Source organism: Nocardia sp. NPDC005745, from assembly GCF_040630775.1.
In the GTDB taxonomy this organism is placed as follows: domain Bacteria; phylum Actinomycetota; class Actinomycetes; order Mycobacteriales; family Mycobacteriaceae; genus Nocardia.
Genome location: NZ_JBEXYF010000010.1, coordinates 14361 through 38005 on the forward strand (window position 1 = coordinate 14361; position 23645 = coordinate 38005).

Here is a 23645-nt window from a genome sequence, read left to right on the forward strand (position 1 = left end):
GCGATCATGGGCCGTGTGGCCTGTGGGGCTGATCACCGTCCGTGCAGGTCAAACGGTATGTGTTACATGGATTTCTAGTTACTCGCGTTCTGGTCGAGTGTCCAGCAACTTCATGGCGTCCCGATGCGGCTACTTCTTCTCGACCCGTGCGGACGGGGCTTGCAACGGGGGCTTGTCACGCAGGAACGTCTCGAAGGCGTCCAGGTCGGTCGGGCCCACCGCGGTGTCGGCGCCCTCGGTGAAGACGGTGAATCCGTCGCCGCCCGAAGCGAGGAAGTTGTTGGTCGTTACGCGATAGGCGGCGACCGGGTTGAGCGGCTGTCCTCCGATGCGGACGCTGCCCGCGATCACCTTCGCGCCTGTGGGAGCGGTATCGGAGTAGGCGTAGCCGATGCCCGCGAGGGACAGGATCGTCGGATTGCCGGGGTTGGTCCACTGCTGCTCCAGCAGGCGCAGAATCTGGCTGCCGGTGAGCGTGAGCGTGACGACCTGGTTGCCGAACGGCTGGACGGTGTAGAGGTCGCCGTAGGTGATCGGTCCCTGTTTCAGATCGGCGCGTACGCCGCCTGGGTTCATGAAAGCGGCCACGGCGGCGGCCGGGCCCGCGGTGACCGACAGCATGGAATCGGCGATCACGTCGCCCAGCGGTGAGGTGCCCGCCGGGTTCGGCTCGTGCGGCAGGGTGGCCGCGGTCGCGCCGACCACGCGGCCCGCGCGAGGCCGGGACTGCTCGGTGTAGAAATCGATCAGCGCGGTCGTCGGGGCGTCGGGTGTCACCTCGCGGGTCACCACTCGATTGACCGCCGACGCTTGCACGCCGTCGGGGCCGAAATGCAGCGTGACATCGGTGATGAGCCGTCCATAGGACGATGCCTGGGTGATGACCTTGCCCCCGGCGGTGCACACGTAGGGCTGGTGGCTGTGCGCGGTGAACACCGCCCGGACCGCGGGGTCGATCCGCTCGGCCAGCCCGGTCACGTTCGGGGTGACGTTCGCGCAGCCGTTGTAGTCCAGTGGTGCGTCCGGTTCGGGCCGCTGGGAGCCGCCGTCGTGCACCAGCGCCACGATCGCCTCCGCGCCCGCCGCTCTGATTTCCGGCACATAGCGGTTGATCGCGGCGGCCTCGTCGCCGAACAGATAGCCCCGGATGCCCTCGGGCAGAACGATATTCGCGGTTTCGGGGGTGACGGTGCCGACGACGCCGATCCGGTGCCCGCCCACCTCCAGCAGGGTCCACGGGCGCAGTGCGGGTGGCAGGTTGCCCTGCGCGTCGGTGACGTTCGCGGCCAGGTAGGGGAATTTCGCGCCGGTGAACGGAGCGCCGGGAGAACATCCGTCCCACGCGCACCCGCCCTGCTGCAAACGCGTCAATTCTCGTACACCGTCGTCGAATTCGTGATTGCCGACCGCGGAGGCGGCCACTCCCACATTGCCGAGGAACTCGATCGTCGGCTCGTCGTGGAACAGGCTGGAGACCAGCGGGCTCGCCCCGATGTTGTCCCCGGCCGCCAGTACGGCGCTGGACGGATAGGCGGCCTTCAGCCGGGCCAGATGGGTTGCGAGATAGGCGGCTCCGCCCGCGTCGTATTTGCCGATCTTCCCATTGGACCCGCTCGGCGGCTGGAGGTTTCCGTGCAGATCGTTGAAGCCGAACAGGTGCACCTCGTCCGGCTGCGCGGGACGCAAATCGTTCGTCGAGATCAGGGGCACGATCTGTGCCGCCGTCGACGAGCCGGGCCCGGCGCCGGGGTCGGACGTCGTGCCACAACCCCCCACCAGACCGACGCCGACAAGACCGGCTAGAACCACAGCGATGCGACGGCGCGCTCTCATACCATGACTGTCCCACGTCCCCGGCATTCGCGCAGCACTGCCGAAATGCCGCGCGCCGCAGCGCGATGCGTCATGTGGATCGGGCTACTGAGCGGCCGGGAATTCCTCGGCGAGTTCCTCGAAGACCGCGGTGTTCATCGCGAAGGCGCGCTTGCCCTCGTCGAGTACGCGGCGGCGCTCCAGATCATCGAGCGGCAGGCGATCGAGCAGGCCGCGGTATTCCCGCTTGAACGCCGCCGGATTGCGTACGCCGTCGAAGACGTAGAAACGCACCCCGTCGCCGCGATGGGGAAGGTTCCACAGCTTTTCGGCGGTGCCGCGGATGACTTGTCCGCCGGACAGGTCACCGAGGTAGCGGGTGTAGTGGTGGGCGATGTACCCGGCGGGCCAGTCGCGCGCGCACGCGTCGATGCGTTCGGCGTAGGCCGCGGTGGCGGGCAACGGTTCCAGGCCGGTACGCCAGCCGGAGCCCAGCAGATGCGCGAGATCGCGTTCGAGCTCCGCGGTGCGGGCCAGCTCCGGCCGGATGAACGGTCCGGCGACCGGGTCGTCGGCCAGCGTCTCCCACCGCTGTTCGAGCGCGCGGTAGATGAACCAGAGCTGACCGGTGTAGCGGTGATACGAGTCGACGCCGAGGGATCCGCCCAGCATGTCGCTCATGAAGCGGGAGTTCTCCGCGTCCGCGTGCTGCTGCGCGGTGGCGGTACGGATCTGCTTCGAGAACGGATCTGTTTCCGGCATGTCCGAACCACCTCACCTCACACCGGGGCCGCCATCGCATTGCGCCGCCCTGACCAGTTCGATAAGAGGTTACCGGGCGGGCGTTCGGCGCGCATGCGCCTCGCGGTTCAGTGCGCGGACGCCGAGCGGCGCCGTCGCCGCACGATCGGGCGGCGCAGCGAGCCGAACCGGCGCAGTATCCGGGGCCTGCGCACGGTGCGGTCGCACCACTCGCCGAGGGTGACACCGGCAGCCAGCGCGCAGCCGATGCCGAAGGCCGACAGCAGTTGGTTGCCTCCGATCAGCAGTTCGTCGTTGAGCAGGGCGTAGAGCCCGCGGTAGACCTTGAGGCCGGGCAGCAACGGGGTGATGCCCGCGACCGCGACGACCAGCGGGGGAGTCAGCGCCCGGCGGGCCATCAGGCCACCGGCCAGCCCGACCAGCGTGGCGGCCGCGCCGGAGGAGATCACGGGACCGAACCCGGCCTGCTGGACGAGCAGGAAGCAGATGATGCCCGCGGCGCCGCTGCCCGCCGCGGCGGCGAGGGCCCGGCGCTCGGCGTAGCAGGCGAGCGCGAACGCCAGGGCCGCCACCGCACCGGCCAGGATCTTCACCGGCAGGTCGGTGATGTCGCCGGCGGAGGTCAGATAGACCGGTGGCACCGTGGCGTCGAGGAGGTCGGCGATGCGCAGGGTGAACGCGATGCCCGCGATGATGCCGCCGGTCATCATCATCACCTCGAGCATGCGGGCCGTGGCGGTGATGGGGGCGCCGGTGATCGCGTCCTGCACCGAGCCGACCAGTTGCAATCCACTCAGCAGCACGGTGATCCCGGCGGCGATGATCAGGGTCGGGTCGGCGTCGATCCGCAAGCGCGCGGCCAGGCTCGCCAGCACGATGGCCGGGATCGCGGCGATGGCACCGCCCACCATGTGCTGGAAGAAGAAGGGCAGTCCGTAGCGATTGAGGACGCGATTGGTGCGGTCGATCGCCGCGGTGGTCGCGAAACTGACCGCGGCCACGAGGGCGCCGGCGCCGAGCAGCGCGGCGATCGCGGCCGCCATCAGCGACCACGCGGCGGTGGCGGTCCACCGGGGGTAGGGGTGCGGCGCGGAGGTGATGGCGTCGAGTGCGGCGCGGGCCTGGTCCGGGGGTACCAGTTCGTTGCGGATTCGGCGGGTGAGTCGGTCCACCGCGGCGAGCCGGGTGAAGTCCAGGGCGCGATAGTGCACGATCCGCATGGTGCTGGCCGGCGGCAGCGCGGGCCCGCGGTCGGCCCAGATGCGGATGGCGTCGTAGGTGACATCGATGCTGCAGCGGGACAGGCCGTAGGTGGCGGCGATGAACCGTACCGTCGTGGTGGTGTCCACCACGCCGGTGCCGGAGGCGAGCACCACCTCGCCGACCCGGACCGCGAGGTCGAGGACTTCGGCCACTCTGGCGTCATCGGTGAGGTCGATCGGCTGCAACGGCGTCGGCGCGGTGACGATGGTGTCCGCGGTCGCCTGCCGGTCGGCCACCAGCAGGCCGACGGCCTGGGTGACGACGGGTATGGGCCGGGCGCGCCGCAGGCGAAGCCCGCGACGCCAGCCGAGGTGATCCACCCGTTCGGTGGTGACATCGCCTACGGAAGATGCGTCGAGACTCATGCAGGCGAACCTAGTCATCCGACGTCTCCTTGGCATCCGTGCGGGTCGTGGCGGGCGCGCCGGTGCCGCTCACCCCTTGGTGGACCCGGCGAATCGTGGTAGAACTTGTTCTAATTTCGGCGATGGGAGCGCGTACGGTGCGGTACGGAATCGTGTTGTTCACCAGCGATCGGGGCATCACCCCCGCGGATGCGGCGGTGGCCGCCGAGCGTGCCGGTTTCGACACGTTCTATGTCCCCGAGCACACGCACATCCCGGTGGTTCGCGCGGCGGCGCACCCGCGCACCGGCGATGCGAGCCTGCCCGACGACCGCTATCTGCGCACCCTGGATCCGTGGGTCGCGCTGGGTACCGCCGCGTCCGTGACCGAGCGCATCGGGTTGTCCACCGCGGTGGCGCTGCCCGCCGAGCATCACCCGATCACGCTGGCCAAGACCATCGCCTCACTCGACCATCTGTCCGGCGGCCGGGTCAGTCTCGGCGTCGGATTCGGCTGGAACACCGACGAGCTGGCCCACCACGGTGTGCCCGCGGGCAAGCGCAGGACGGTGCTGCGTGAGCATCTCGAGGCCATGCGTGTGCTCTGGACGGAAGAGGAGGCGGACTTCGACGGCGAGTTCGTCACCTTCGGCGCCAGCTGGTCCTGGCCGAAGCCGGTGCAGAAGCGCATTCCGGTCCTGCTCGGCGCGGCGGGCACCGAGAAGAATTTCACCTGGTTGGCGAACTACGCCGACGGATGGATCACCACGCCGACCGAGGACGGGTTGGATCAGAAAATCGCACTGCTGCACCGAGTGTGGCGCGAGCACGGGCGCGCCGACCGCCCCGAGGTCGTCGCGCTCGCCGGGCGGCACGACGCCGAGCAGCTGGCGCGCTGGGCCGAAGCGGGTGTCACCGAAGCGGTTTTCGGGCTGCCCGATCGCGCGGCGGAGGACGTGCGCGCCTACCTCGCGCGACTGGCCGGGAAGCTCGGTATCGAGCCCAACGGGTGACGCGCTCGGCGCGCTACCACGGTCACCCGTGGCCGCGGTCGATCGGCAAGCCCGCGAGGACCGGCGCGAGGCGAGGCGATCTGCCCCCGGACGAGAAGTGGCCCGCGCGAAGCGGCTTCGCGCGGGCCACGGGGTCCGTCGTCAGCGCAGGTCGCGCCTGCGGAACGCGGTGACGCCGACGGCCAGCAGGACCGCGGCGACCGCGAGCAGCCACAGCACCGGCAGCGCCTGGAATTCGGCGCCGGGCACCTTCGGTGGGTGGACGAACGGCACCAGATCCACCATCCATTGCGGCAGCCCGTCCAGCGAACCCACGAAGAAGATCACCACCATGGCGCTGAGCACACCCCAGGCGACCGGGGCGAAGCGCGGTGCGACACCGTAGAGCGCGACCGCGATGCCCGTGACGACCCAGACCGCGGGTACCTGCACGGCGGCGGCGCCGATCGATTGCCCGAGTTTCGTGCCGAGATCACCGCCGGTGGCGCCGTACACGATGCCGATCGCCACGCCGGAGACCAGCAGTGCCGTGGCGGGCCCGAGCAGCGCGAAGCCGATGTGGCTCAGCGCGTAGCGCACGCGGCCCACCGCACCGGACAGCGTCGCCTCGACCCGGGCGCTGGTCTCCTCGTCGTGCAGGCGCAGGGCGGCCGAGATCGAGTAGGCGGAGGCCGCCGCGGCCAGCATCGTGATCGCGTAGGTGATGAACGACTGCTGTAGCTGCTGGGAGCCGCCCATCCGGGTGACCATGTCGCGGATGGACGCGCTGCCGTCGAGCATGTCGCCGACGCTGTCGACCGCGCCGCCGATCAGCAGGCCGTACAGGGCGAAGCCGACCGTCCACGCCAGTAGGGTGCCGCGCTGCAACCGCCAGGCCAATCCGAACGGGCCGGACAGCACGGGCGCCGCGGCCGGCGGCCCGGGACGCTCGGCGATGAGCCCCGAACCGACGTCGCGATTGCCGAGCAACGTGTACGCCAGCGCGGTGCCCGCCACGGCGAGGACGGCGAAGGGCAGCAGCACCCACCATCGTTCGTCGGCGTACGGGCGGATCTGCAACGACCATCCGATCGGCGAGAACCAGGACAGCACACCGTTTCCGGCGTCGCCGACCGCCCGCAAGGCGAAGGCCGCGCCGAGGGCGCCGAAGGCTACGCCGCGCGCCACTCGCGCACCGGCGCTCACCTGAGCGGCGACCGCGGCGATCGCCGCCCAGACGATGCCGGACGCCGCCAGCGCGGCGCCGAAGGCCACCGATCCCGCGCCGGGCAGGTCGGCGGCATACAGCGCCGAAGCGCACACGATCCCGGCGAGCATCGCCCCGGTGTAGGTCATGATCAGGGTGGCGGTGAGACCGGCGAAACGCCCGATACTGGTGGCGCCCACCAGTTCCGCGCGCCCGGTCTCCTCCTCGACGCGGGTGTGCCGGATCACCGTGAGCACCGTCGCGATGGCGATCATGGTGTACATGGCGCCGGCTTTCCAGGTGCCGATCGAGCCGAGCGCCGAGCTGAACACCGGACCGTACATGGCGATCAGCGCGGGGCTGTCGGCCGTAGTGCGCGCGAAGCTGTCCAAGGACGCCTGGTTGTCGTACAGGTCCTTGATGCTGACCACCTGGAACGCGGGCATTACGCCGATGAGCAGCGTCCACAGCGGCAGCACGATCCGGTCGCGGCGCAGGTACAGCCGCAGCAACCGCCCGGTGCCCGCGAAGTCGCGGGAGACGCCGAGCGCCGGCGCCGACGCCGGCGCGGCGCGCCCGGCGATGGCGGTGGTCATGCTCGCACCTTCTCCCCGGTGACCGCGGCGGACTCGGCGTCGTGGCCGTCGACGTGGTAGTGCCGCAAAAACAGCTCCTCGAGCGTCGGCGGCGTGCTGGTCAGGCTGCGCACGCCCGCGTCGCCCAGCACCCGGATCAGCTCGCCCAAGTGCTCGTTGTCGACCTGGCAGCGCAGCGTGTGGTCGTCGAGTTCGATGTCCTCCACGCCGGGGATGCGGCTCAGATCGCCCGCGTCCCCGATCAATTCGGCGGTGATCGACGTGCGCGACAGGTGGCGCAGGTCCGACAGCGACCCGCTCTCCACCGTGCGCCCGGCCCGGATGATGGTCACCCGGTCGCACAGCACCTCGACCTCGGACAAGATGTGGCTCGACAGCAGGACCGTCGCGCCGCGCTCGCGCGCCTCGTGCACACACTCCCGGAAGACCTGCTCCATCAGCGGGTCCAGACCCGAGGTCGGCTCGTCGAGCAGGAGCAGCCGCGCGCCGGAGGCCAGCGCCGCGACCAGCGCGACCTTCTGGCGGTTGCCCTTGGAGTAGGTGCGCGCCTTCTTGCGGGGGTCGAGGTCGAAGCGCTCGATCAGCTCGTCCCTGCGTTTCTCGTCGAGACCGCCTCGCATCCGGGAGAGCAGATCGATGGTCTCCCCGCCCGACAGCGACGGCCACAGCGTCACATCGCCCGGCACATAAGCCAGTTCGCGGTGCAGGGCGACCGCGTCGGCCCACGGGTCGCGCCCGAACAGCCTGGCCTGCCCGCCCGTGGCGCGCAGGATGCCGAGTAGTACCCGGATGGTGGTGGACTTGCCCGCGCCGTTGGGGCCGAGGAAGCCGTGGATCTCGCCCTCGGTGACCGTGAGGTCGAGGCCGTCCAGCGCGGTGACGTGACCGAAAGTCTTGCGGAGACCGCGGACTTCGATAATGTCGGACATCACTTCTCCTTGGTGAATGTGTCCAAGATCGTGGGATCGGTGATCAGCCCTTGGGTGTAGAACTCCAGGGCCGGTGGGGTGAGTTCTTCGGTGAGTTCGCGAATCGCCTTGCGATAGTCGATCTTCTCGTCGCGGTGCTGGCGCATCTGCATGTACAGCATGGTCGCGCCGACGTTCAGCATCATCAGATAACGGGCGCGCGCCGCGGGATCGCGGCTCGGCTTGACCCTGCCCGCCTCGACCGCCTTCTCGAGATAGCCCTCGGCATCGGCGGCCATGTGCTCGAACAACGATTCCGCCATCGGTCCGCCCGCCTGCAGGCTGCGCACCATATAGGCGACCAGCGGCGCGTACGACTCGACCTCGGCCAGGGCGTCGAGCATGCCCGCCTTCATGGACGACGCGGTGATCGCCTTGACCTTCTCGTCGCGGATCAGCTGCAGGACTCGGTCGTCGCAGGCGGCGCGCAGGCCGTCCTTGGAACCGAAGTGATGGTTGACCAACCCGGGCGAGACGCCGGCGGCGGCGGCGATCTTGCGGACTCCGACTTGGAATCCGTGCTCGCCGAACACCTCGATCGCGGTATCGCGAATGCGGGCCGCGGTGGTCAGATCCTCGGCGGATCCTTGCGGAACGGGCTGTTGGTTAAACACATGTTCAGTATATTAAACGCGTGTTCAACGGTCTAGCAAGACCCCGTCCCGGAGTTGTCGCGCATCACGGTTTGCCGCCCGTCTACCGGGCTATCGTCGAGACATGACTAGCGGCACGGCAACGACGGCGGACCACCTACGCGCGGCACTCGACGGACCCTGGGCGGCCGTCCGGGACGAAGCCCGGACCCTGCTGGCCGGGGAGGAGTTCACCGGCGACCCCTACCTGGACTACAAGGCCGCGCGAGCGCGGGTACTCGAGCAGATGAAGGCGATCTCCACCATGGGGTTCGCCGAGCGCGGGTTCCGCCGGGAGAACGGCGGTACCAGTGAGCCGGGCGCCGCGGTGGTCGGGCTGGAGATGCTGGCGTACGCGGATCTGTCGCTGTGGGTGAAATCGGGCGTGCAGTGGGGACTGTTCGGTGGCGCGGTGGAGAACCTCGGCACCGAACGGCACCGCGAGTACATCGAGCGCTTGATCTCGCTGGACCTGCTCGGTTGCTTCGCCATGACCGAGTCCGGGCACGGCAGCGACGTCGCGAACCTGGAGACCACCGCAACCTACGACCCGCAGACCCAGGAGTTCGTGGTGCACTCGCCGACGCCGTCGGCCCGTAAGGACTACATCGGCGGCGCGGCCGAACACGCGCGGATGGCCGCGGTGTTCGCGCAGCTGATCACGCTCGGCGAGAACAAGGGCGTGCACTGCCTGCTGGTGCCGATCCGCGACGAGAACGGCGCCGACCTGCCCGGCGTGACCACCTACGACGACGGTCTCAAAGGCGGCCTGCCGGGCGTGGACAACGGGCGCATCGTCTTCGACCACGTGCGGGTGCCCCGGGAGAACCTGCTCAACCGCTATGCCGATGTCGCGCCGGACGGCACCTACAGCTCCGAGATCGAGAACCCGAGCCGCCGGTTCTTCACCACGCTCGGCACCCTGGTGCGCGGGCGGGTCAGCGTCGGCGGCGCCGCGGCGGCCGGCGCGCGGGTCGCGCTGAGCATCGCGGTGCGCTACGCCCTGCAACGCAGGCAGTTCTCCGACCCCGACACCGGTGTGGAGACCGTGCTGCTGGACTACCGCAGCCATCAGCGCAGGCTGCTGCCGCTGGTCGCCAAGTCCTACGCCCTCGCGTTCGCGCAGAACGACCTGGTGCGCCGGATGCATCTGGTGCAGACCGGCCAGAACCTCGAGGAGGGCGCGCAGCGCGCGCTGGAGAAGCGCGCCGCGGGCCTGAAGGTAGCGCAGACCAACCACGCCACCCGCGCCATCCAGGAGTGCCGCGAAGCGTGCGGCGGCGCCGGCTACCTCACGGAGAACCGGCTGGTCACCTTGAAGGCCGACACCGACGTCTTCACCACCTTCGAGGGCGACAACGTCGTGCTCACCCAGCTGGTGGCCAAGGAACTGCTCACCTCCTACGCCGACGAGGTGCGCGACCTGGACGCGCTGGGCTGGGTGCGCTTCGCCGCCACCATGGCCGGTGACGTGGTGCGCAAGCGGTCCGGCGTGCGCCAGCTCATCCAGACCCTGCGTGACCGGGGAGACGACTCCATCGACGAGGGCGACCTGTCCCGCCGGGTGGTGCAGTTGCAGTTGTTCGCCGACCGCGAGGACTACCTGGTCCGGACCGCGGCGCACCGGCTGCGCGCCAGGGCCGAGGAGACCGGTCCGTTCGAGGCGTTCAACAACGCCCAGGACCACATCCTGGCCGCGGGCGCGGCGCACATCGACCGCCTGGTGCTCGAGGCGTTCATCGAGGGCATCTCCGACATCGAGGACCCCGAGGCGCGCGAACTCGCCGACTGGATGTGCGACCTGTTCGTCTACTCCACCATCGAGGAGAACCAGGCCTGGTACATCATGCACCGGTTCATGTCGGTGGACCGGGCCAAGGCCGTGCGCCGTGGCGTGAACGAGCTGGTCGACCGGCTGCGTCCGCACGCGCTGACCCTGGTCGAGGCCATGGGGGTGCCGGAGTCGGTGCTGCGCGCGGCCATGCTCGACGACGCGAGCGTCTTCGAGCGGAACCAGCCGATCTCGGCGTCTTCGTAGCGGCTGCCACGATCGGCCGCTGCCCGCGCGCGGCCGATCAGCCCGGCCCGTACGTCGTCAGGGCGGTGACCAGGAACCACACCATCCAGACGAAGCCGACCACCATGCCGATCGCCAGGAGGGTGCGCATCACCGCGCGGCCGAAGTCGAGGTCACCGCTTTCCCGTGGGTACAACTTCCACGGGCTGTACCAGGGAGCCCGGATGGCGTACCGGGACGCCTGCGCCTCTCGTTCGGCCTGCGCGAGTTCCTCCGCGTAGGCCTCGGCCTGCGCCTGATTGGGGCCGCCGTGCCAGAGCGTGATGTCGATCGGGCCGAGAAAGCCCTCGTTGATCAGTTCCTGCGGCGCGGGCAGATAGGGCAGGATGCCGAGCCCGCGGAACGCGACAGCGACGTCGTTGGCCGTCCAGAGGTGTTTCTCCTCGGCGGCGAGCGCGTCGAAGTAGTGCCGGAGCCGGCCGGGATCGTCGCCGATGATCACGTCGAAACTCGGATCGGCCCAGCGCTGTTCGAGCTGGAGCTGGGCGCCGGGCAACGTGACGAGCAGCGCGACGCCGTGCACGACGCGCTGCCCGAGACCGCGGGCGGCCAGCCATTCCTGCAGCGCGAAGGTGTGCTCGCGGGACTTGTCCAGCGGGGTGCGGCGGTCGCGGCTCTCCGTCGCGATCGGTTCGCCGCCGATGCTCCACGGCCCGTTCAGCGGGACCTCGAGCACACCGTCCTGGCGGGCGACGAGCGCGTCGGCCTCGATCACCACGCAGCTGGTCGGTGTCCAGATCACGGCATCGAACTGGTGCAGCCGATCCTTGTGGAACAGGCTGCAGGTGATCGTCGCGACACCGTGCGGACTCGCGGAGTCCTTCCAGGTGCGCAGCCAATCGATCAGCGCGCGCTCGGCATTGGTGCCTGCGGCGTTCTGGACTCGCACGAGCATTGGCGGCCACCCTTCACGTCGACACTCGACAGGATACGAGGTGCCGCAACGGGTTCGCCGCGCCCACGCCGCGCGAACGGCGTGTCGGGTGCACGCCCGGGTGGAGGCGCTACTCCGGTTCCGCTGCGTCGACCCGGCCGGTCCGCACGGCCTCGACCAGTTCGGCATGGTCGGCCTCGGTGCGGTCGGCGTAGCGCACCGCGAACGCGGCCACCGCATCGTCGAAGCGCTCGTCACCATCCAGATAGCCCGACAGCAAGCGCGGATCCAGCGACCGGGAATGGGCCCTGGCCAGCAGTGCGCCCGCCAGCCGCCCGTAGTCGTCCAAATCGGTCGCGGGCAGCTCGGCGGGATCGATGCTGCCCTTCAGGTTGCGGAACTGCCGGACGATGAAAGGCAATTCGGCGCCGTCAGCGGCCGGGGCGAGCGAGGTCCAGCCGAGCAGGATGTCGGATTCGGACTGGACGAGCCGCGCCCCCTGCACGATTCGCTCTCCCTCGTGGCGCACGGCATGGGACGGCAGGAACGGGGCGAGTGCCGCCGTCGCGGCCTGCTTCACCTGTAGGACCAGCGCTTCGCCGTCGTTGCCGTGCAGCAGCGCGAGGTAGCTGTGCAAGCCGACGCTTCCGGTCCCGACGATCCGGAACGCGATGTCCGACACCGCGAATCGGGTCAGCAGGGTGCGCCGCGACTCGGACAGGGTGTCGGCGTAGCGCTCCAGGCCGCCGATCACCGCCGCGGCGACATGCTCGTCCACCGCGGTGAGGATCGGGGGATCGCTGAGAAAGCGGTGCTTGCGGATGCCGGTCCGGTGATCCTCCAGGTGCTCGGTCCACTTCGCCACCACCTTGGCGCTGGTGTTCTTGCGTGCCTTCTTGGCCGCCTTCTCGAAGTCGTCGAGCAAGGCGTCGGCCTTGGCGCGGGTGATCACCGACTCGTCGGGAAGCGCGCACCAGGACGTCATGAACGGCATCGCGGCCAGCTCGTCCGCGGCCAGGCGGTAGGAGCGGGCGGCGTCGCGCGCCGCGGTGCGGCACTCGTCCTCGTCGGCGCCCGCCTCGCGTCCGGCCAGCACCAAACTGGCCGCCAGCCGCTCCAGATCCCACTCCCACGGGCCGGGCACGGTCTCGTCGAAATCGTTGATGTCCATGATGATCTCGCCGCGCGCGGTGCCGTACAGGCCGAAGTTCGCCGCGTGCGCGTCACCGCACAACTGGGCGCTGAGCCCACTGTCCGGGCCACCCGCCAGATCGGCCGCCATCAGACCCGCCGCGCCCCGGTAGAAGGTGAACGGCGAAGCGATCATCCGCCCGATTCGCAGCGGTATCAGGTGCGCCAGCCGGCCCGCGTTGCTCGCCTCGACGAAGTCGAGCACACCCGGCCGCCGCACGCTGGTCGCCTCCCGGTCCCGTGCGATGACCGGAACCCGCTGACGCAGAGCGCGTCCGCGGGCGCGGACCTCCTCCGCGGGCACGTAGGAGCGCAAATCGATACGACTGTCCGACACAACGGCTCACGCTAGCCGGAACCGACCGTTCACGCTGCGTGGCCGAGCCCTCATCGTGCCGTGACGCCGGGCGGCGCAGGCTCGATCGGCAGCCGCAGCGCGCCCGGCGCCGCCGCGGGCACCGTGGGATGCGCCGGGGGCACCGCGGCGATGCGCCGGTAGGGCGAACCCAGTTCCGGCCTGGGGTCGGGATCGTCGTGGTTGGGCCAGTACGCCATGGCGCGCTCGGCCTGCGCGGTGATCGTCAGCGACGGGTTCACGCCGAGATTGGCGGTCACCGCCGAACCGTCCGCCACGTGCAGGCCGGGATGGCCGTAGACCCGCTGATACGGGTCCACCACGCCGGTCCGCGGGCTGTCGCCGATCACGCATCCGCCGATGTAGTGGGCAGTGGCGGGGATGTCGAACACATCCATGATCAGCCCGTGGGTGTCGCCGTCGACCTTGGCGCCGAACCGCCTGCCGATGTCATGGGCCAGCGGGATCCAGGTCGGGTTCGGCTCGCCGGTGCCCTGCCTGGTCCGCAGCCGCCCGCGCTTGCGGAACGAGGTCAGCGAGTTGTCCAGCGACTGCATGATCAGCAGGATCACCGACTTCTCCGAGGCGTGCCGCGCGTCGAGACTGCGCAGGAACACCAGCGGATGCAGCACGATCGCCAGCAGGAAGCGCAGGAAGCGGAACGCCCCGCCGTCCACGATGGGCACCGACATCGGGAACAGCGCGTTCTGGCCTTTGCCGTAGTGACACACCTCGACGTGGGTATCGGGCTCCGGGTGGATCGAGGAGGTGATCGCGATGCCCTCGGCGAAATCGCGGCGGGCGCGGCTGACCACGTTGAGGATGGCCTCGGAGTTGCTGCGGGTCAGTTCGCCCAGCCGGGGCGACAGGTGCGCCAGCACGCCGTCGTCGCGCATCTTGTGCAGCAGCTTCTGGGTGCCGAGCGCGGCGCCTGCGAACACGACCTGCTCGGCGGTGAAGGTTCTGCGCTGCTTGCGGATCCAGCGGTCGGAACGCTGGGTGTCGACGGCGTAACCGCCGCCGGGCAGCGGTCGCACTGCGGTGGCCGTGGTGAGCGGATGAATTTGCGCCCCGGCCTGTTCGGCCAGGTGGAGATAGTTGGTCGTGGTGGTGTTCTTGGCGTTGTGCGGGCAGCCGGTGAAGCAGCGCGCGCAGTGCACACAGCCGGTGCGGCGCGGGCCCGCGCCGCCGAAATAGGGGTCGTCCACCTCGGTGCCGGGAGCGCTCTCGTTGAAGAACACGCCGACCTCGGTCGGGTGGTAGGTGTCGGCCACGCCGAGGTCCTCGGCGATCTCCCGGATCACCTCGTCGGCCGGGGTCGTGCGCGGGTTGGGCGCCACGCCGAGCATGCGCTTGGCCTGGTCGTAGTACGGGGCCAGTTCCGCGCGCCAATCGGTGATGTGCGCCCATTGCCGGTCGGTGTAGAAGTTCGGCAACGGTTCGTAGAGCGTGTTCCCGTAGATCAGCGACCCGCCGCCGACCCCCGCGCCGGAGAACACGGCGCACTTGCCCAGCAGGCTGATCCGCTGCGGTCCGGTCAGGCCGAGTCGCGGGGCCCAGATCGACTTGCGGACATTCCAATTGGTGCGCGGGATGTCCTCGGCGTTCCAACGGCGGCCTGCCTCGAGCACGCCCACCCGGTAGCCCTTCTCGGTGAGCCGCAGCGCGCTGACGCTGCCGCCGAAACCGGAACCGATCACCACCACGTCGTAGTCGAATGTGGACATGACTTCCTCTCGCTCACCGGCCACACGATGAGAAACACTTCGAATCATTCTGTCACCGCCGCGCTGTGGCGGAAACCATCCTCGCACGTGCCTGCCGCGGCAATATCCGGAAATTCGGCGCAGGGAGATGGCGAGGACCGGGGCGGGTGGGGTATGCACGGGTCGTGACAACCGAATCGGGCACCGCCCAACCGGAGGAACGCGCCGCAGGCGGCGGCGTGCGGGGCGTCTTCGCCGATCGCGTCCTGACCGTGCCGAACGCGCTGAGCGTGCTGCGCCTGCTCGGCGTCCCGCTGTTCCTGTGGTTGCTGCTGATCGAGCGGGCCGATGGCTGGGCGTTCGCGCTGCTGATCGCCAGCGGCGTCACCGACTTCCTGGACGGCAAGCTCGCCCGGCTGCTCGATCAGTCCTCACGACTCGGGGCGCTGCTGGATCCGTTCGTCGACCGGCTCTATCTGGTCACCACGCTGGCGGCCTTCGTGATCCGCGGCCTGATGCCGTGGTGGGTGGCCGCGATCCTGGTCGGGCGCGACCTCGTGCTCACCGCGACGCTCTCGGTGTACAAACGCCGCGAACTCCCCCCGCCGGAAGTGATCTACCTCGGTAAGGCGGCCACCTTCGCGCTGATGTCCGCGCTGCCCTGGCTGCTGGCGGGGGAGATGGACTGGGCCGCCGACGGTTTGGGGCGGGCCTTCGGCGCGGCCTTGCTGATCTGGGGCACCGCGGTCTACGTCTGGACCGGCGTGCTCTATACCGGTAGAGCCATCGCGGTCGCAAGAGCGATACCGGCTGTGGGGCACCGCGCGGCGTAGCCGATAGAGTTTGCGTGCAACGTTCAAACGAAAGGACGGCCTGTGACCCAGACCCCCGACGATCTGCGCTACACCGAGGAGCACGAGTGGGTACGCCGGATCGCACCGACCCGGGTGCGGGTGGGCATCACCGACTACGCCCAGTCTCAACTCGGTGACGTTGTGTTCGTTCAGCTGCCCGAGGCGGACGCGGACGTGGCCGCCGCGGACAGCATCGCGGAGGTCGAGTCCACCAAGAGCGTGTCCGACATCTACGCGCCGCTCAGCGCGAAAGTGGTTGCGGTCAACGACTTGCTGAACTCGGAGCCGGAGACGTTGAACACCGATCCCTACGGTGACGGATGGCTGTTCGAGTTGGAGGTGGGTGATGCGGCGAGTCTCGACGCGACACTCGGTGAACTGCTGGATGCCGCAGGTTATCAAGGAGTTATCGGGGGCTGAAGCAGCCTTCCCAGTTCTACCTGCACGGGTGCGGCCCGGCAGGGTACGGTCAATGCCAACAGATGCACCCGGCGGTTGTGCCGGGAATCTAGGGACTCGACGGCAGGTCGTGATGCCAGAGGTATCACCTGCTTGCATGGATAATCAGGTTCGAGGAGGAGAGAAACGGTGAGCGAGAACAAAGACCCGGGTTACGGGGAGACCGCGGCCGAGACGACGTCGGTCTTCCGCGCGGATTTCCTGAACGAGGTCGACGCGTCGCGCTCCGGAGAGCCGACCGGCGAGCAGCCGGTCCAAGGGGTCGAGGGTCTGCCCGTTGGCGCGGCCCTCCTGGTCGTCAAGCGCGGCCCGAACGCGGGCTCGCGGTTCCTGCTGGATCAGCCGACCACGTCGGCGGGGCGCCACCCCGACAGTGACATCTTTCTCGACGACGTCACCGTCAGCCGTCGGCACGCCGAGTTCCGTCAGGACGACGATTCGTTCCAGGTCGTCGATGTGGGCAGCCTCAACGGCACGTACGTGAACCGGGAGCCGGTGGACTCCTCGGAACTGCAGAACGGTGACGAGGTGCAGATCGGCAAGTTCCGGCTGGTGTTCCTCACCGGACCGCGCGCCCAGGTGTCGGACTCGTCGGCGGGCGCGGGGAGTCTATGACGGCGTCGGCGCCGGGTCGCGCGCTCATGAAAGGCTCGGAGTCATGAAGGACCCGGCGCTGTGACCGGTGCGGCGCAGTGGGCACGCGGAGGAATGTCGATCGGCTCCGTGCTCGACCTGCTGCGTCCCGACTTTCCCGATGTCACCATTTCCAAGATCCGCTTCCTGGAAGCGGAGGGCCTTATCCGGCCGGAGCGGACGCCCTCGGGCTACCGCAGGTTCTCCGTGGCGGATGTGGAACGGCTCCGGTTCGTGCTGACCGCGCAACGCGATCAGTACCTGCCGTTGAAGGTGATCAAGGAACAGCTCGAGGCAATCGACAGCGGTGCGGCGACGCTCGGTGTGCGGGAAGCCCGCGCCCGAGCGCACTCCGTCCGCACCGGTGCGCCGGAGCCCACACACGCCGCGGCGGACGCCGACCAGGCCGTGCCGGGTGCCGAACGTGAGGTGCGCCCGGTGGCCGCGCCTCGGCGGCTCGGTGTGGTGCCGAGCGAGGTCTCCCCGGATGATCTGCGGTTCGATCACGAAATCCGGGTCACCCGGGCGGATCTGCTCGACCAGGCCGGGATCGAGGAGCGGTTCCTCAACGACCTCATCCGGGCCAACCTGATCACGCCCGGCCCGGCGGGGTACTTCGACGCGGACGCGGTCACGCTGGCCAAGACGGCCCGGGCGATGGCCGAATTCGGTTTGGAGGCACGGCATCTGCGTGCGTTCAAGCTCGCCGCCGACCGGGAGGCCGCGCTCGTGGCACAGATCGTCGCGCCTATCGCGAAGAGCCGGGACGCCGGCGCACGCGCCCGTGCGGAAGAGACGGTGCGGGAACTGGCCGCGCTGTCGCTGACCCTGCACACGTGTCTGGTGAAGTCCTCGGTCCGGGGCTCGCTCGGGGGCTGACCCCGGGGTGCCCCAGGTCCGTAGGTTTCGGCGATCCAACACGGTGATTTCGGCTGTGCAGACGGATCGCTGGACCGGTGCGGGTTCGCCTAGACTCGTGGTACGGCGAGCTCTGCGGCGGTCATGCCGGGCCGGCGGCGAGTATGGGAGGCAGTGCGATGAGCGAAATGCGCGTGATCGGCATCCGTGTCGAGCAGCCACAGAACCAGCCCGTGCTGTTGCTCCGCGAAGTGGCGGGCGATCGGTATCTGCCGATCTGGATCGGGCAAGCCGAGGCGACGGCGATCGTGCTCGAGCAGGAGGGGGTGACTCCGATCCGCCCGCTGACGCACGATTTGATCAAGATCCTGATCACCGAGCTGGGGCACACCCTCAAGGAGGTGCGCATCGTGGATCTGCAGGAGGGCACGTTCTACGCCGACCTGGTCTTCGAGAACGATGTGCGGATTTCGGCGCGGCCGTCGGATTCGGTTGCGATCGCCTTGCGGGTGGGTTGCCCGATCCATGCCGAGGAGTCGGTTCTCGAGGAAGCCGGCCTGGTGATGCCGGATGAGCGCGAGGACGAGGTGGAGAAGTTCAAGGAGTTTCTCGAGTCGGTGTCCCCCGACGACTTCAAGGCGACCGATAGCTGAAGTAGAGGTCGAGACTTTTTCCGCGCGTCGCGTTTGGCTCGATGACGCCGCTCCCTGGACAATCGGGGGGAGTAATCTCGACAGTTGGGCCACGACCGTTTCGGCCGAATCCGCACCGATTCGGTCGGTGACGGAGCCGGGTCATCGATGAGGCTGGGAATGCGTCGGCGAAGCAAGGGAGTGGTCAGTGGCAGAGCAATCGCAGGATGTGGTACAGCCAGGCCTGTTCCCCGACGATTCGGTACCTGACGATCTGGTCGGCTATCGCGTTCCCAGTGCGTGCCAGGTGGCCGGAATCACCTATCGGCAGCTCGACTACTGGGCGCGCACCGGTCTGGTGGTGCCGTCCATCCGGAGTGCGGCGGGCTCGGGGAGTCAGCGGTTGTACTCGTTCAAGGACATCCTTGTCCTGAAGATCGTCAAGCGGCTGCTCGACGCGGGCATCTCGCTGCAGAACATCCGGATAGCCGTCGACCATCTGCGCAGCCGCGGCGTGCAGGACTTGGCGGGGATCACCCTTTTCTCCGATGGCACCTCGGTCTACGAGTGCACCTCGGCCGAGGAGGTGGTGGATTTACTGCAGGGTGGGCAGGGGGTCTTCGGGATCGCCGTCAGCGGCGCCATGCGTGAGCTGACCGGCGCCATCGCCAATTTCCCGGCGGAGCGCGCGGCGGCGATCACCGAGCGTCCGGAGGACGAGCTGTCATTCCGTCGGAAGGCGCGGATGAACCGCAAGACGGGCTAGAATTCGCCAGGTCAGCGCGGAAACGCAGGAACAACGCTTTCACGGCCGGGTAAGGCGTGCAGCCTCCCGGCCGTGTTGGTGACACGCCGTCGGCGGCGGGAGAAGGGGCCGGGGCGGCAGCGAGAGGGGGGCGCCGTGCGGGCGGGGGACATCACCGGGCTCGTCGGGCCGATCGGCCGGATCGAGGCATTTCCGACCGTCGATGAACTCGACGAGTTCGCCGACGCGCTCGCCGCGGATCACCCGGATCGGATCTCGATCACCCAGCTGGGACGCTCCCGCGGCGGTGATCCGATTCGCGAGGTGACGGTCGGATCGGGCGCGCAGCACATCTTGGTGTTCGGCAACCCGCACCCGAACGAGCCCATCGGCATGGCCACTATTCGGCACCTGCTCGGCCGGATGGCCGCGGACGAGGCGGTGACCGTCGGAGCCACATGGCACTTCCTGCTGTGCGTCGACCCGGACGGGACGCGGTTGAACGAAGGGTGGTTCGCCGGGCCGCACACCAGGACCGGCGTCGCGCGCGGCTTCTACCGGCCGCCCGCGGCCGAGCAACCCGAATGGTGCTTCCCGGCCGAGTGGCGCGGCAGACGCGTCGGGGTGCCGCTCCCGGAGACGAAGGCGATGATGTCGCTGATCGACCGCACCCGGCCCGCGCTGATCGCCTCTTTGCACAACGCGGAATTCGGCGGCGGATTCTTCTACACCACTGGCGGTGACCCTGAGTACTGGACGGCGCTGACCGCTCTGCTGGCCGCCGCCGAAGTGCCGATCTACCAGGGCGAGCCCGACGCGCCGGGCGCGCGCACGCTGGCGCCCGGAGTCTTCGAACTGCCGCCGTTCGACGCGATGGCCGATCTGCTCGCGGCACAGGGCCTGGACTCGGTCGCCGCGCTGGGCGGAGGAGGCTGCCGGGACTACGCGGCGCGCTACGGCACGGCGATCCTGGTGTGCGAGTTGCCGCTCTGGGTCGACCCGCGCATCGGCGACGGCTCGGCGGGCGACCGCGTGCTGGGCGACCTGCTCGACGCCACCGCCGCCGACTATCGGGCCATGGCCGAGGTCGCCGCCGAGGTGCTGGCCCGCCTCGACGGCCGGTTGAGCGGCCGCAGCCCGTTCGAACGGTCGGTGCGTGCGCTGGTCGCCGGATTGCCCGGGCTGGCCGTGAGCAGACAGGCTGTGCCGGAACGGAACCGGATCGCGACCAGGGGCGAGATCTTCGTCGAGCGGTACGACTGGACCGCGATGCTGCGCCTGCGGCTGGGTGGCATGTTGCTGCGCCTGCTGGAGGAGGAATACGCCCGCGACGGCGCGCCGGTGCTGGCCGTCGAACGCGACCGGTTCGCCGCGGTGTTCCAGCAGTGGTGCGCCGACGTGGAGCAGAACGCGCCGGGCGCCGTGGTGCCGCTGAATCGTCTGGTGCGTATCCAGGCCGAGGCGATCCTGCTTGCCGCGATGAGGGTGCGCGCGGGCCTGGCCGTCTGACGGTCGCTCCCGTTCGAGTGACCAGAACGACACGGTTCGCGCGGGGTCCCGGGGCGCGCTCCGGCGTGGCGTCGGCATAAACTGACCGTGCGTCGCCGCCGTGCGGGAGAGTCTCGGTCTCGAAAAGAGTCCGAGCGCCGAAGGAGCAGCACCTCCCCGTCAATCTCTCAGGCAAAAGGACCGTGCGGGCTTCGGCGCCTCTGGAAAGCGGTGGCTTCGAGCCGCCCGCCCATGGGGAAAGGGTCTCGGCCACCGGTCGCGGCACCCGAATCTCTCAGGCGCCACGACAGAGGGGGAGGGCCGGTACCCGTCGACTTCGTGGTCGACCCCGCCCGACCTTGGGAGCTGTTGTGACTCGCTCATTCGCCGACCGCCATATCGGACCCGACCGGGACGAACTGGCCACGATCCTGGACGTCGTCGGCGTGCCGTCGCTCGACGAACTGGCTGCCGCGGCGCTGCCCGCGAGCATCCTGGACGGCGACGGACTGGCCGGGCTGCCCCCCGCGGCCTCCGAGCACGAGGTACTCGCCGAACTCGCCGGACTCGCGGCATCGAACACCGTGGCCACCTCGATGATCGGGCTCGGCTACTACGACACGCTGACCCCGCCGGTGCTGGTGCGCAACCTTTTGGAGAATCCGGCCTGGTACACCGCGTACACGCCCTATCAGCCGGAGATCAGCCAGGGCAGGCTGGAGGCCCTGCTCAACTTCCAGACCATGGTGTCGGAGCTGACCGGCATGGACGTCGCCAACGCGTCCATGCTGGACGAGGCGACCGCCGCCGCCGAGGCGATGACGTTGCTGCGCCGGGCGAGCAAGGTGAAGTCCGGCAGGCTGCTGATCGACACCGACCTGTTCCCGCAGACCAGGACGGTGCTCTACACCAGGGCCGAGCCGCTCGGCCTGGAGATCGTGGAGGCCGACCTGTCCACCGGCGAGCTGCCCGAAGGGGAGTTCTTCGGTGTGCTGGCGCAGTCGCCCGGAGCCTCCGGTCGCGTCGTGGACCGCACCGGACTGATCGCGGCGGCGCACGAACGCGGCGCGCTCGTGGCGATCGGCGCCGACCTGCTGGCCATGACCCTGATCGCGCCGCCCGGTGAGCAGGGCGCCGACGTGTGCTTCGGCACCACCCAGCGCTTCGGCGTCCCGCTCGGCTTCGGTGGTCCGCACGCCGGATACCTCGCGGTGCGGCAGGCGCAGGCCCGTCAGCTGCCCGGCCGCCTGGTCGGCGTCTCGGTGGACGCGGACGGCGCGGTCGCCTACCGGCTCGCCTTGCAGACCCGCGAGCAGCACATCCGCCGGGAGAAGGCGACCTCCAACATCTGCACCGCGCAGGTGCTATTGGCCATCGTGGCCGCGATGTACGCCTCCTACCACGGCGCCGACGGGCTACGGGCGATCGCCCGCCGGGTGCACGGGCACGCCGCGGCGATCGCGGCCGGGCTGGACGGCGCGGTCGTGCACGACAGTTTCTTCGATACGGTGCTCGCGCACGTGCCCGGTGGTGCGGAAGCCGTCGTGGCGAAAGCGAAGTCGCGCGGCATCAACCTGCGCCTGGTCGACGCCGACCACGTCGGCATCGCCTGCGACGAGGCGACCACCGACGCGCATGTCGCGGCCGTGCTCGAATCCTTCGGTACCGCGGTGTCGTCCGAGCCGGGGACGGCCGCGCCGGTCGCGGCGATCGAGAACCGCGCCTCGGAGTTCCTCACCCACCCCGCGTTCACGAAGTACCACACCGAGACGGCGATGCTGCGGTATCTGCGCACGCTGTCCGACAAGGACATCGCATTGGACCGCAGCATGATCCCGCTCGGCTCGTGCACGATGAAGCTGAACGCCACCGCGGAGATGGAGGCCATCACCTGGCCGGGTTTCGCGCGCGTGCATCCCTACGCGCCGGTCGAGGACGCACCCGGTCTGCTCCAGGTGATCGCGGATCTGGAACGCTGGTTGTCGGACATCACCGGCTACGACTCGGTGAGCCTGCAGCCCAACGCGGGCAGCCAGGGCGAATACGCCGGGCTGCTGGCGATCCGCCGCTACCATCTCGACCGCGGTGACACCCACCGCGACACCTGCCTCATCCCGTCCAGCGCGCACGGCACCAACGCGGCCTCGGCGGCGATGGCCGGACTGCGCGTGGAGGTGGTGAAGTGCCGCGCCAACGGCGACGTCGACCTGGACGACCTGCGCGCCAAGATCGCCGATCACGCCGATCGCCTGGCCTGCATCATGATCACCTATCCGTCCACGCACGGCGTCTACGAGCACGAGGTCGCCGAGTTGTGCGCGCTGGTACACGACGCGGGCGGTCAGGTCTATGTGGACGGCGCCAACCTGAACGCCCTGGTCGGTCTCGCCCGGCCGGGTCGGTTCGGCGGCGACGTGAGCCACTTGAATCTGCACAAGACGTTCTGCATCCCGCACGGCGGCGGGGGCCCCGGCGTCGGCCCGGTCGCGGTGCGCGCGCACCTGGCGCGGTATCTCCCCGGCGATCCGCTGGAAACGGGATCCCACGCGGTGTCGGCGGCGAAGTACGGTTCGGCCTCCATCCTGCCGATCACCTGGGCCTACATTCGCATGATGGGCGCCGACGGGCTGCGCCGCGCCTCGCTGACGGCGATCGCCTCGGCGAACTACATCGCACGGCGGCTCGACGAGTATTTCCCGGTGCTCTACACCGGTGAGCGCGGCATGGTGGCCCACGAGTGCATCCTGGACCTGCGCGAGATCACCAAACAGACCGGCGTCACCGTCGACGATGTGGCGAAACGCCTGGCGGACTACGGTTTCCACGCGCCGACCATGAGCTTCCCGGTGGCCGGTACGTTGATGGTAGAACCCACCGAGAGCGAAAACCTCGCCGAGCTGGACGATTTCATCGAGGCGATGATTTCGATCCGCGCGGAGATCGATCAGGTCGCCACGGGTGTGTGGCCGGTGACCGACAACCCGCTGCGCGGCGCGCCGCACACCGCGGCGTCGCTGGTGGGGGATTGGGAGCACCCCTACAGCCGGGAAGTCGCCGTGTATCCGCGGGGTCTCGGGCATGCCCGCGCGAAGGTGTGGCCGCCGGTGCGCCGCATCGACGGCGCCTACGGCGACCGCAACCTCGTGTGCGCCTGCCCGCCGCTGGAGGCGTACGCGGGCTGAACTGCGGCCCGGCCG

General features: G+C 69.4%; 19 protein-coding genes and 1 riboswitch. Of the genes, 10 read left to right on the plus strand and 9 right to left on the minus strand.

Annotated elements, in window-relative coordinates:
• Positions 1 to 129: 129 nt before the first annotated feature.
• The 3 genes from ABZ420_RS12910 to ABZ420_RS12920 all read right to left on the minus strand — a co-directional run bounded on the left by ABZ420_RS12910 (position 130) and on the right by ABZ420_RS12920 (position 4106).
• On the minus strand, positions 130 to 1833 hold the full coding sequence (locus ABZ420_RS12910; RefSeq protein ID WP_357121113.1) for a bifunctional metallophosphatase/5'-nucleotidase: 1704 nt from the start codon (positions 1831 to 1833) through the stop codon (positions 130 to 132).
• An 84-nt stretch (positions 1834 to 1917) separates the two neighbouring features.
• Positions 1918 to 2574 (minus strand): biliverdin-producing heme oxygenase, encoded by a 657-nt coding sequence (locus ABZ420_RS12915; RefSeq protein WP_357121116.1) that lies wholly within the window; start codon positions 2572 to 2574, stop codon positions 1918 to 1920.
• 107 nt (positions 2575 to 2681) lie between these two features.
• Positions 2682 to 4106, minus strand: coding sequence for a threonine/serine exporter family protein (locus ABZ420_RS12920; RefSeq protein WP_357121582.1), 1425 nt, complete (start codon positions 4104 to 4106; stop codon positions 2682 to 2684).
• Between the two features lie 233 nt (positions 4107 to 4339).
• On the opposite strand from ABZ420_RS12920, the gene ABZ420_RS12925 reads away from it, so the two are divergent.
• Complete coding sequence (locus ABZ420_RS12925) at positions 4340 to 5194, plus strand: LLM class F420-dependent oxidoreductase (RefSeq protein WP_357121585.1); 855 nt, start codon at positions 4340 to 4342, stop codon at positions 5192 to 5194.
• A gap of 141 nt (positions 5195 to 5335) precedes the next feature.
• On the opposite strand, the gene ABZ420_RS12930 is transcribed toward ABZ420_RS12925, so the two are convergent.
• The 3 genes from ABZ420_RS12930 to ABZ420_RS12940 are packed head-to-tail and all read right to left on the minus strand — an operon-like array spanning position 5336 to position 8558.
• Entirely contained in the window at positions 5336 to 6976 is a 1641-nt protein-coding gene (locus ABZ420_RS12930; protein ID WP_357121119.1) for an ABC transporter permease, read from the minus strand.
• The gene (locus ABZ420_RS12935) at positions 6973 to 7905 is read right to left on the minus strand and encodes an ABC transporter ATP-binding protein (RefSeq protein ID WP_040866512.1); all 933 of its coding nucleotides are present in this window, start codon (positions 7903 to 7905) and stop codon (positions 6973 to 6975) included. Before ABZ420_RS12935 ends, ABZ420_RS12930 begins: the two co-directional genes overlap by 4 nt.
• Positions 7905 to 8558: a TetR family transcriptional regulator gene (locus ABZ420_RS12940; RefSeq protein ID WP_357121122.1), complete on the minus strand. Its 654-nt coding sequence runs from the start codon at positions 8556 to 8558 to the stop codon at positions 7905 to 7907. Before ABZ420_RS12940 ends, ABZ420_RS12935 begins: the two co-directional genes overlap by 1 nt.
• Positions 8559 to 8661: 103 nt before the next feature.
• Here ABZ420_RS12940 and ABZ420_RS12945 point away from each other — a divergent pair, with 103 nt between their 5' ends.
• Entirely contained in the window at positions 8662 to 10614 is a 1953-nt protein-coding gene (locus ABZ420_RS12945; RefSeq protein ID WP_357121125.1) for an acyl-CoA dehydrogenase, read from the plus strand.
• A 37-nt stretch (positions 10615 to 10651) separates the two neighbouring features.
• Here ABZ420_RS12945 and ABZ420_RS12950 read toward each other — a convergent pair whose 3' ends face one another.
• The 3 genes from ABZ420_RS12950 to ABZ420_RS12960 form a co-directional block, all read right to left on the minus strand.
• Positions 10652 to 11548 (minus strand): NERD domain-containing protein, encoded by an 897-nt coding sequence (locus ABZ420_RS12950; RefSeq protein WP_357121128.1) that lies wholly within the window; start codon positions 11546 to 11548, stop codon positions 10652 to 10654.
• 109 nt (positions 11549 to 11657) lie between these two features.
• The gene (locus tag ABZ420_RS12955) at positions 11658 to 13055 is read right to left on the minus strand and encodes a DUF2252 domain-containing protein (RefSeq protein WP_357121131.1); all 1398 of its coding nucleotides are present in this window, start codon (positions 13053 to 13055) and stop codon (positions 11658 to 11660) included.
• A gap of 50 nt (positions 13056 to 13105) precedes the next feature.
• Positions 13106 to 14800, minus strand: coding sequence for a GMC family oxidoreductase (locus ABZ420_RS12960; protein WP_357121134.1), 1695 nt, complete (start codon positions 14798 to 14800; stop codon positions 13106 to 13108).
• 218 nt (positions 14801 to 15018) lie between these two features.
• Between ABZ420_RS12960 and ABZ420_RS12965 the strand changes: the two genes are divergently transcribed.
• From ABZ420_RS12965 to gcvP, 8 genes are all read left to right on the plus strand, one after another.
• Complete coding sequence (locus ABZ420_RS12965) at positions 15019 to 15612, plus strand: CDP-alcohol phosphatidyltransferase family protein (RefSeq protein WP_357121588.1); 594 nt, start codon at positions 15019 to 15021, stop codon at positions 15610 to 15612.
• A 42-nt stretch (positions 15613 to 15654) separates the two neighbouring features.
• Positions 15655 to 16053, plus strand: coding sequence for a glycine cleavage system protein GcvH (gene gcvH / locus ABZ420_RS12970; RefSeq protein ID WP_040866479.1), 399 nt, complete (start codon positions 15655 to 15657; stop codon positions 16051 to 16053).
• Positions 16054 to 16221: 168 nt separating this feature from the next.
• Positions 16222 to 16707, plus strand: coding sequence for an FHA domain-containing protein (locus ABZ420_RS12975; protein WP_040866480.1), 486 nt, complete (start codon positions 16222 to 16224; stop codon positions 16705 to 16707).
• Between the two features lie 93 nt (positions 16708 to 16800).
• A complete protein-coding gene (locus tag ABZ420_RS12980; protein WP_357121591.1) occupies positions 16801 to 17604 on the plus strand; it encodes a MerR family transcriptional regulator in 804 nt (267 codons plus the stop codon).
• Positions 17605 to 17762: 158 nt separating this feature from the next.
• Positions 17763 to 18236, plus strand: coding sequence for a bifunctional nuclease family protein (locus ABZ420_RS12985; protein WP_357121137.1), 474 nt, complete (start codon positions 17763 to 17765; stop codon positions 18234 to 18236).
• A 187-nt stretch (positions 18237 to 18423) separates the two neighbouring features.
• Positions 18424 to 18981 carry a MerR family transcriptional regulator gene (locus ABZ420_RS12990; protein WP_040866483.1) on the plus strand — a complete coding sequence of 186 codons (558 nt, stop codon included), beginning with the start codon at positions 18424 to 18426 and terminating at the stop codon, positions 18979 to 18981.
• A 72-nt stretch (positions 18982 to 19053) separates the two neighbouring features.
• Positions 19054 to 20469 (plus strand): M14 family zinc carboxypeptidase, encoded by a 1416-nt coding sequence (locus tag ABZ420_RS12995; protein WP_357121140.1) that lies wholly within the window; start codon positions 19054 to 19056, stop codon positions 20467 to 20469.
• Positions 20470 to 20562: 93 nt separating this feature from the next.
• Positions 20563 to 20662, plus strand: a riboswitch (glycine riboswitch).
• Positions 20663 to 20819: 157 nt separating this feature from the next.
• Entirely contained in the window at positions 20820 to 23630 is a 2811-nt protein-coding gene (gene gcvP, locus ABZ420_RS13000; protein ID WP_357121143.1) for an aminomethyl-transferring glycine dehydrogenase, read from the plus strand.
• The last annotated feature ends 15 nt before the right edge of the window (positions 23631 to 23645 follow it).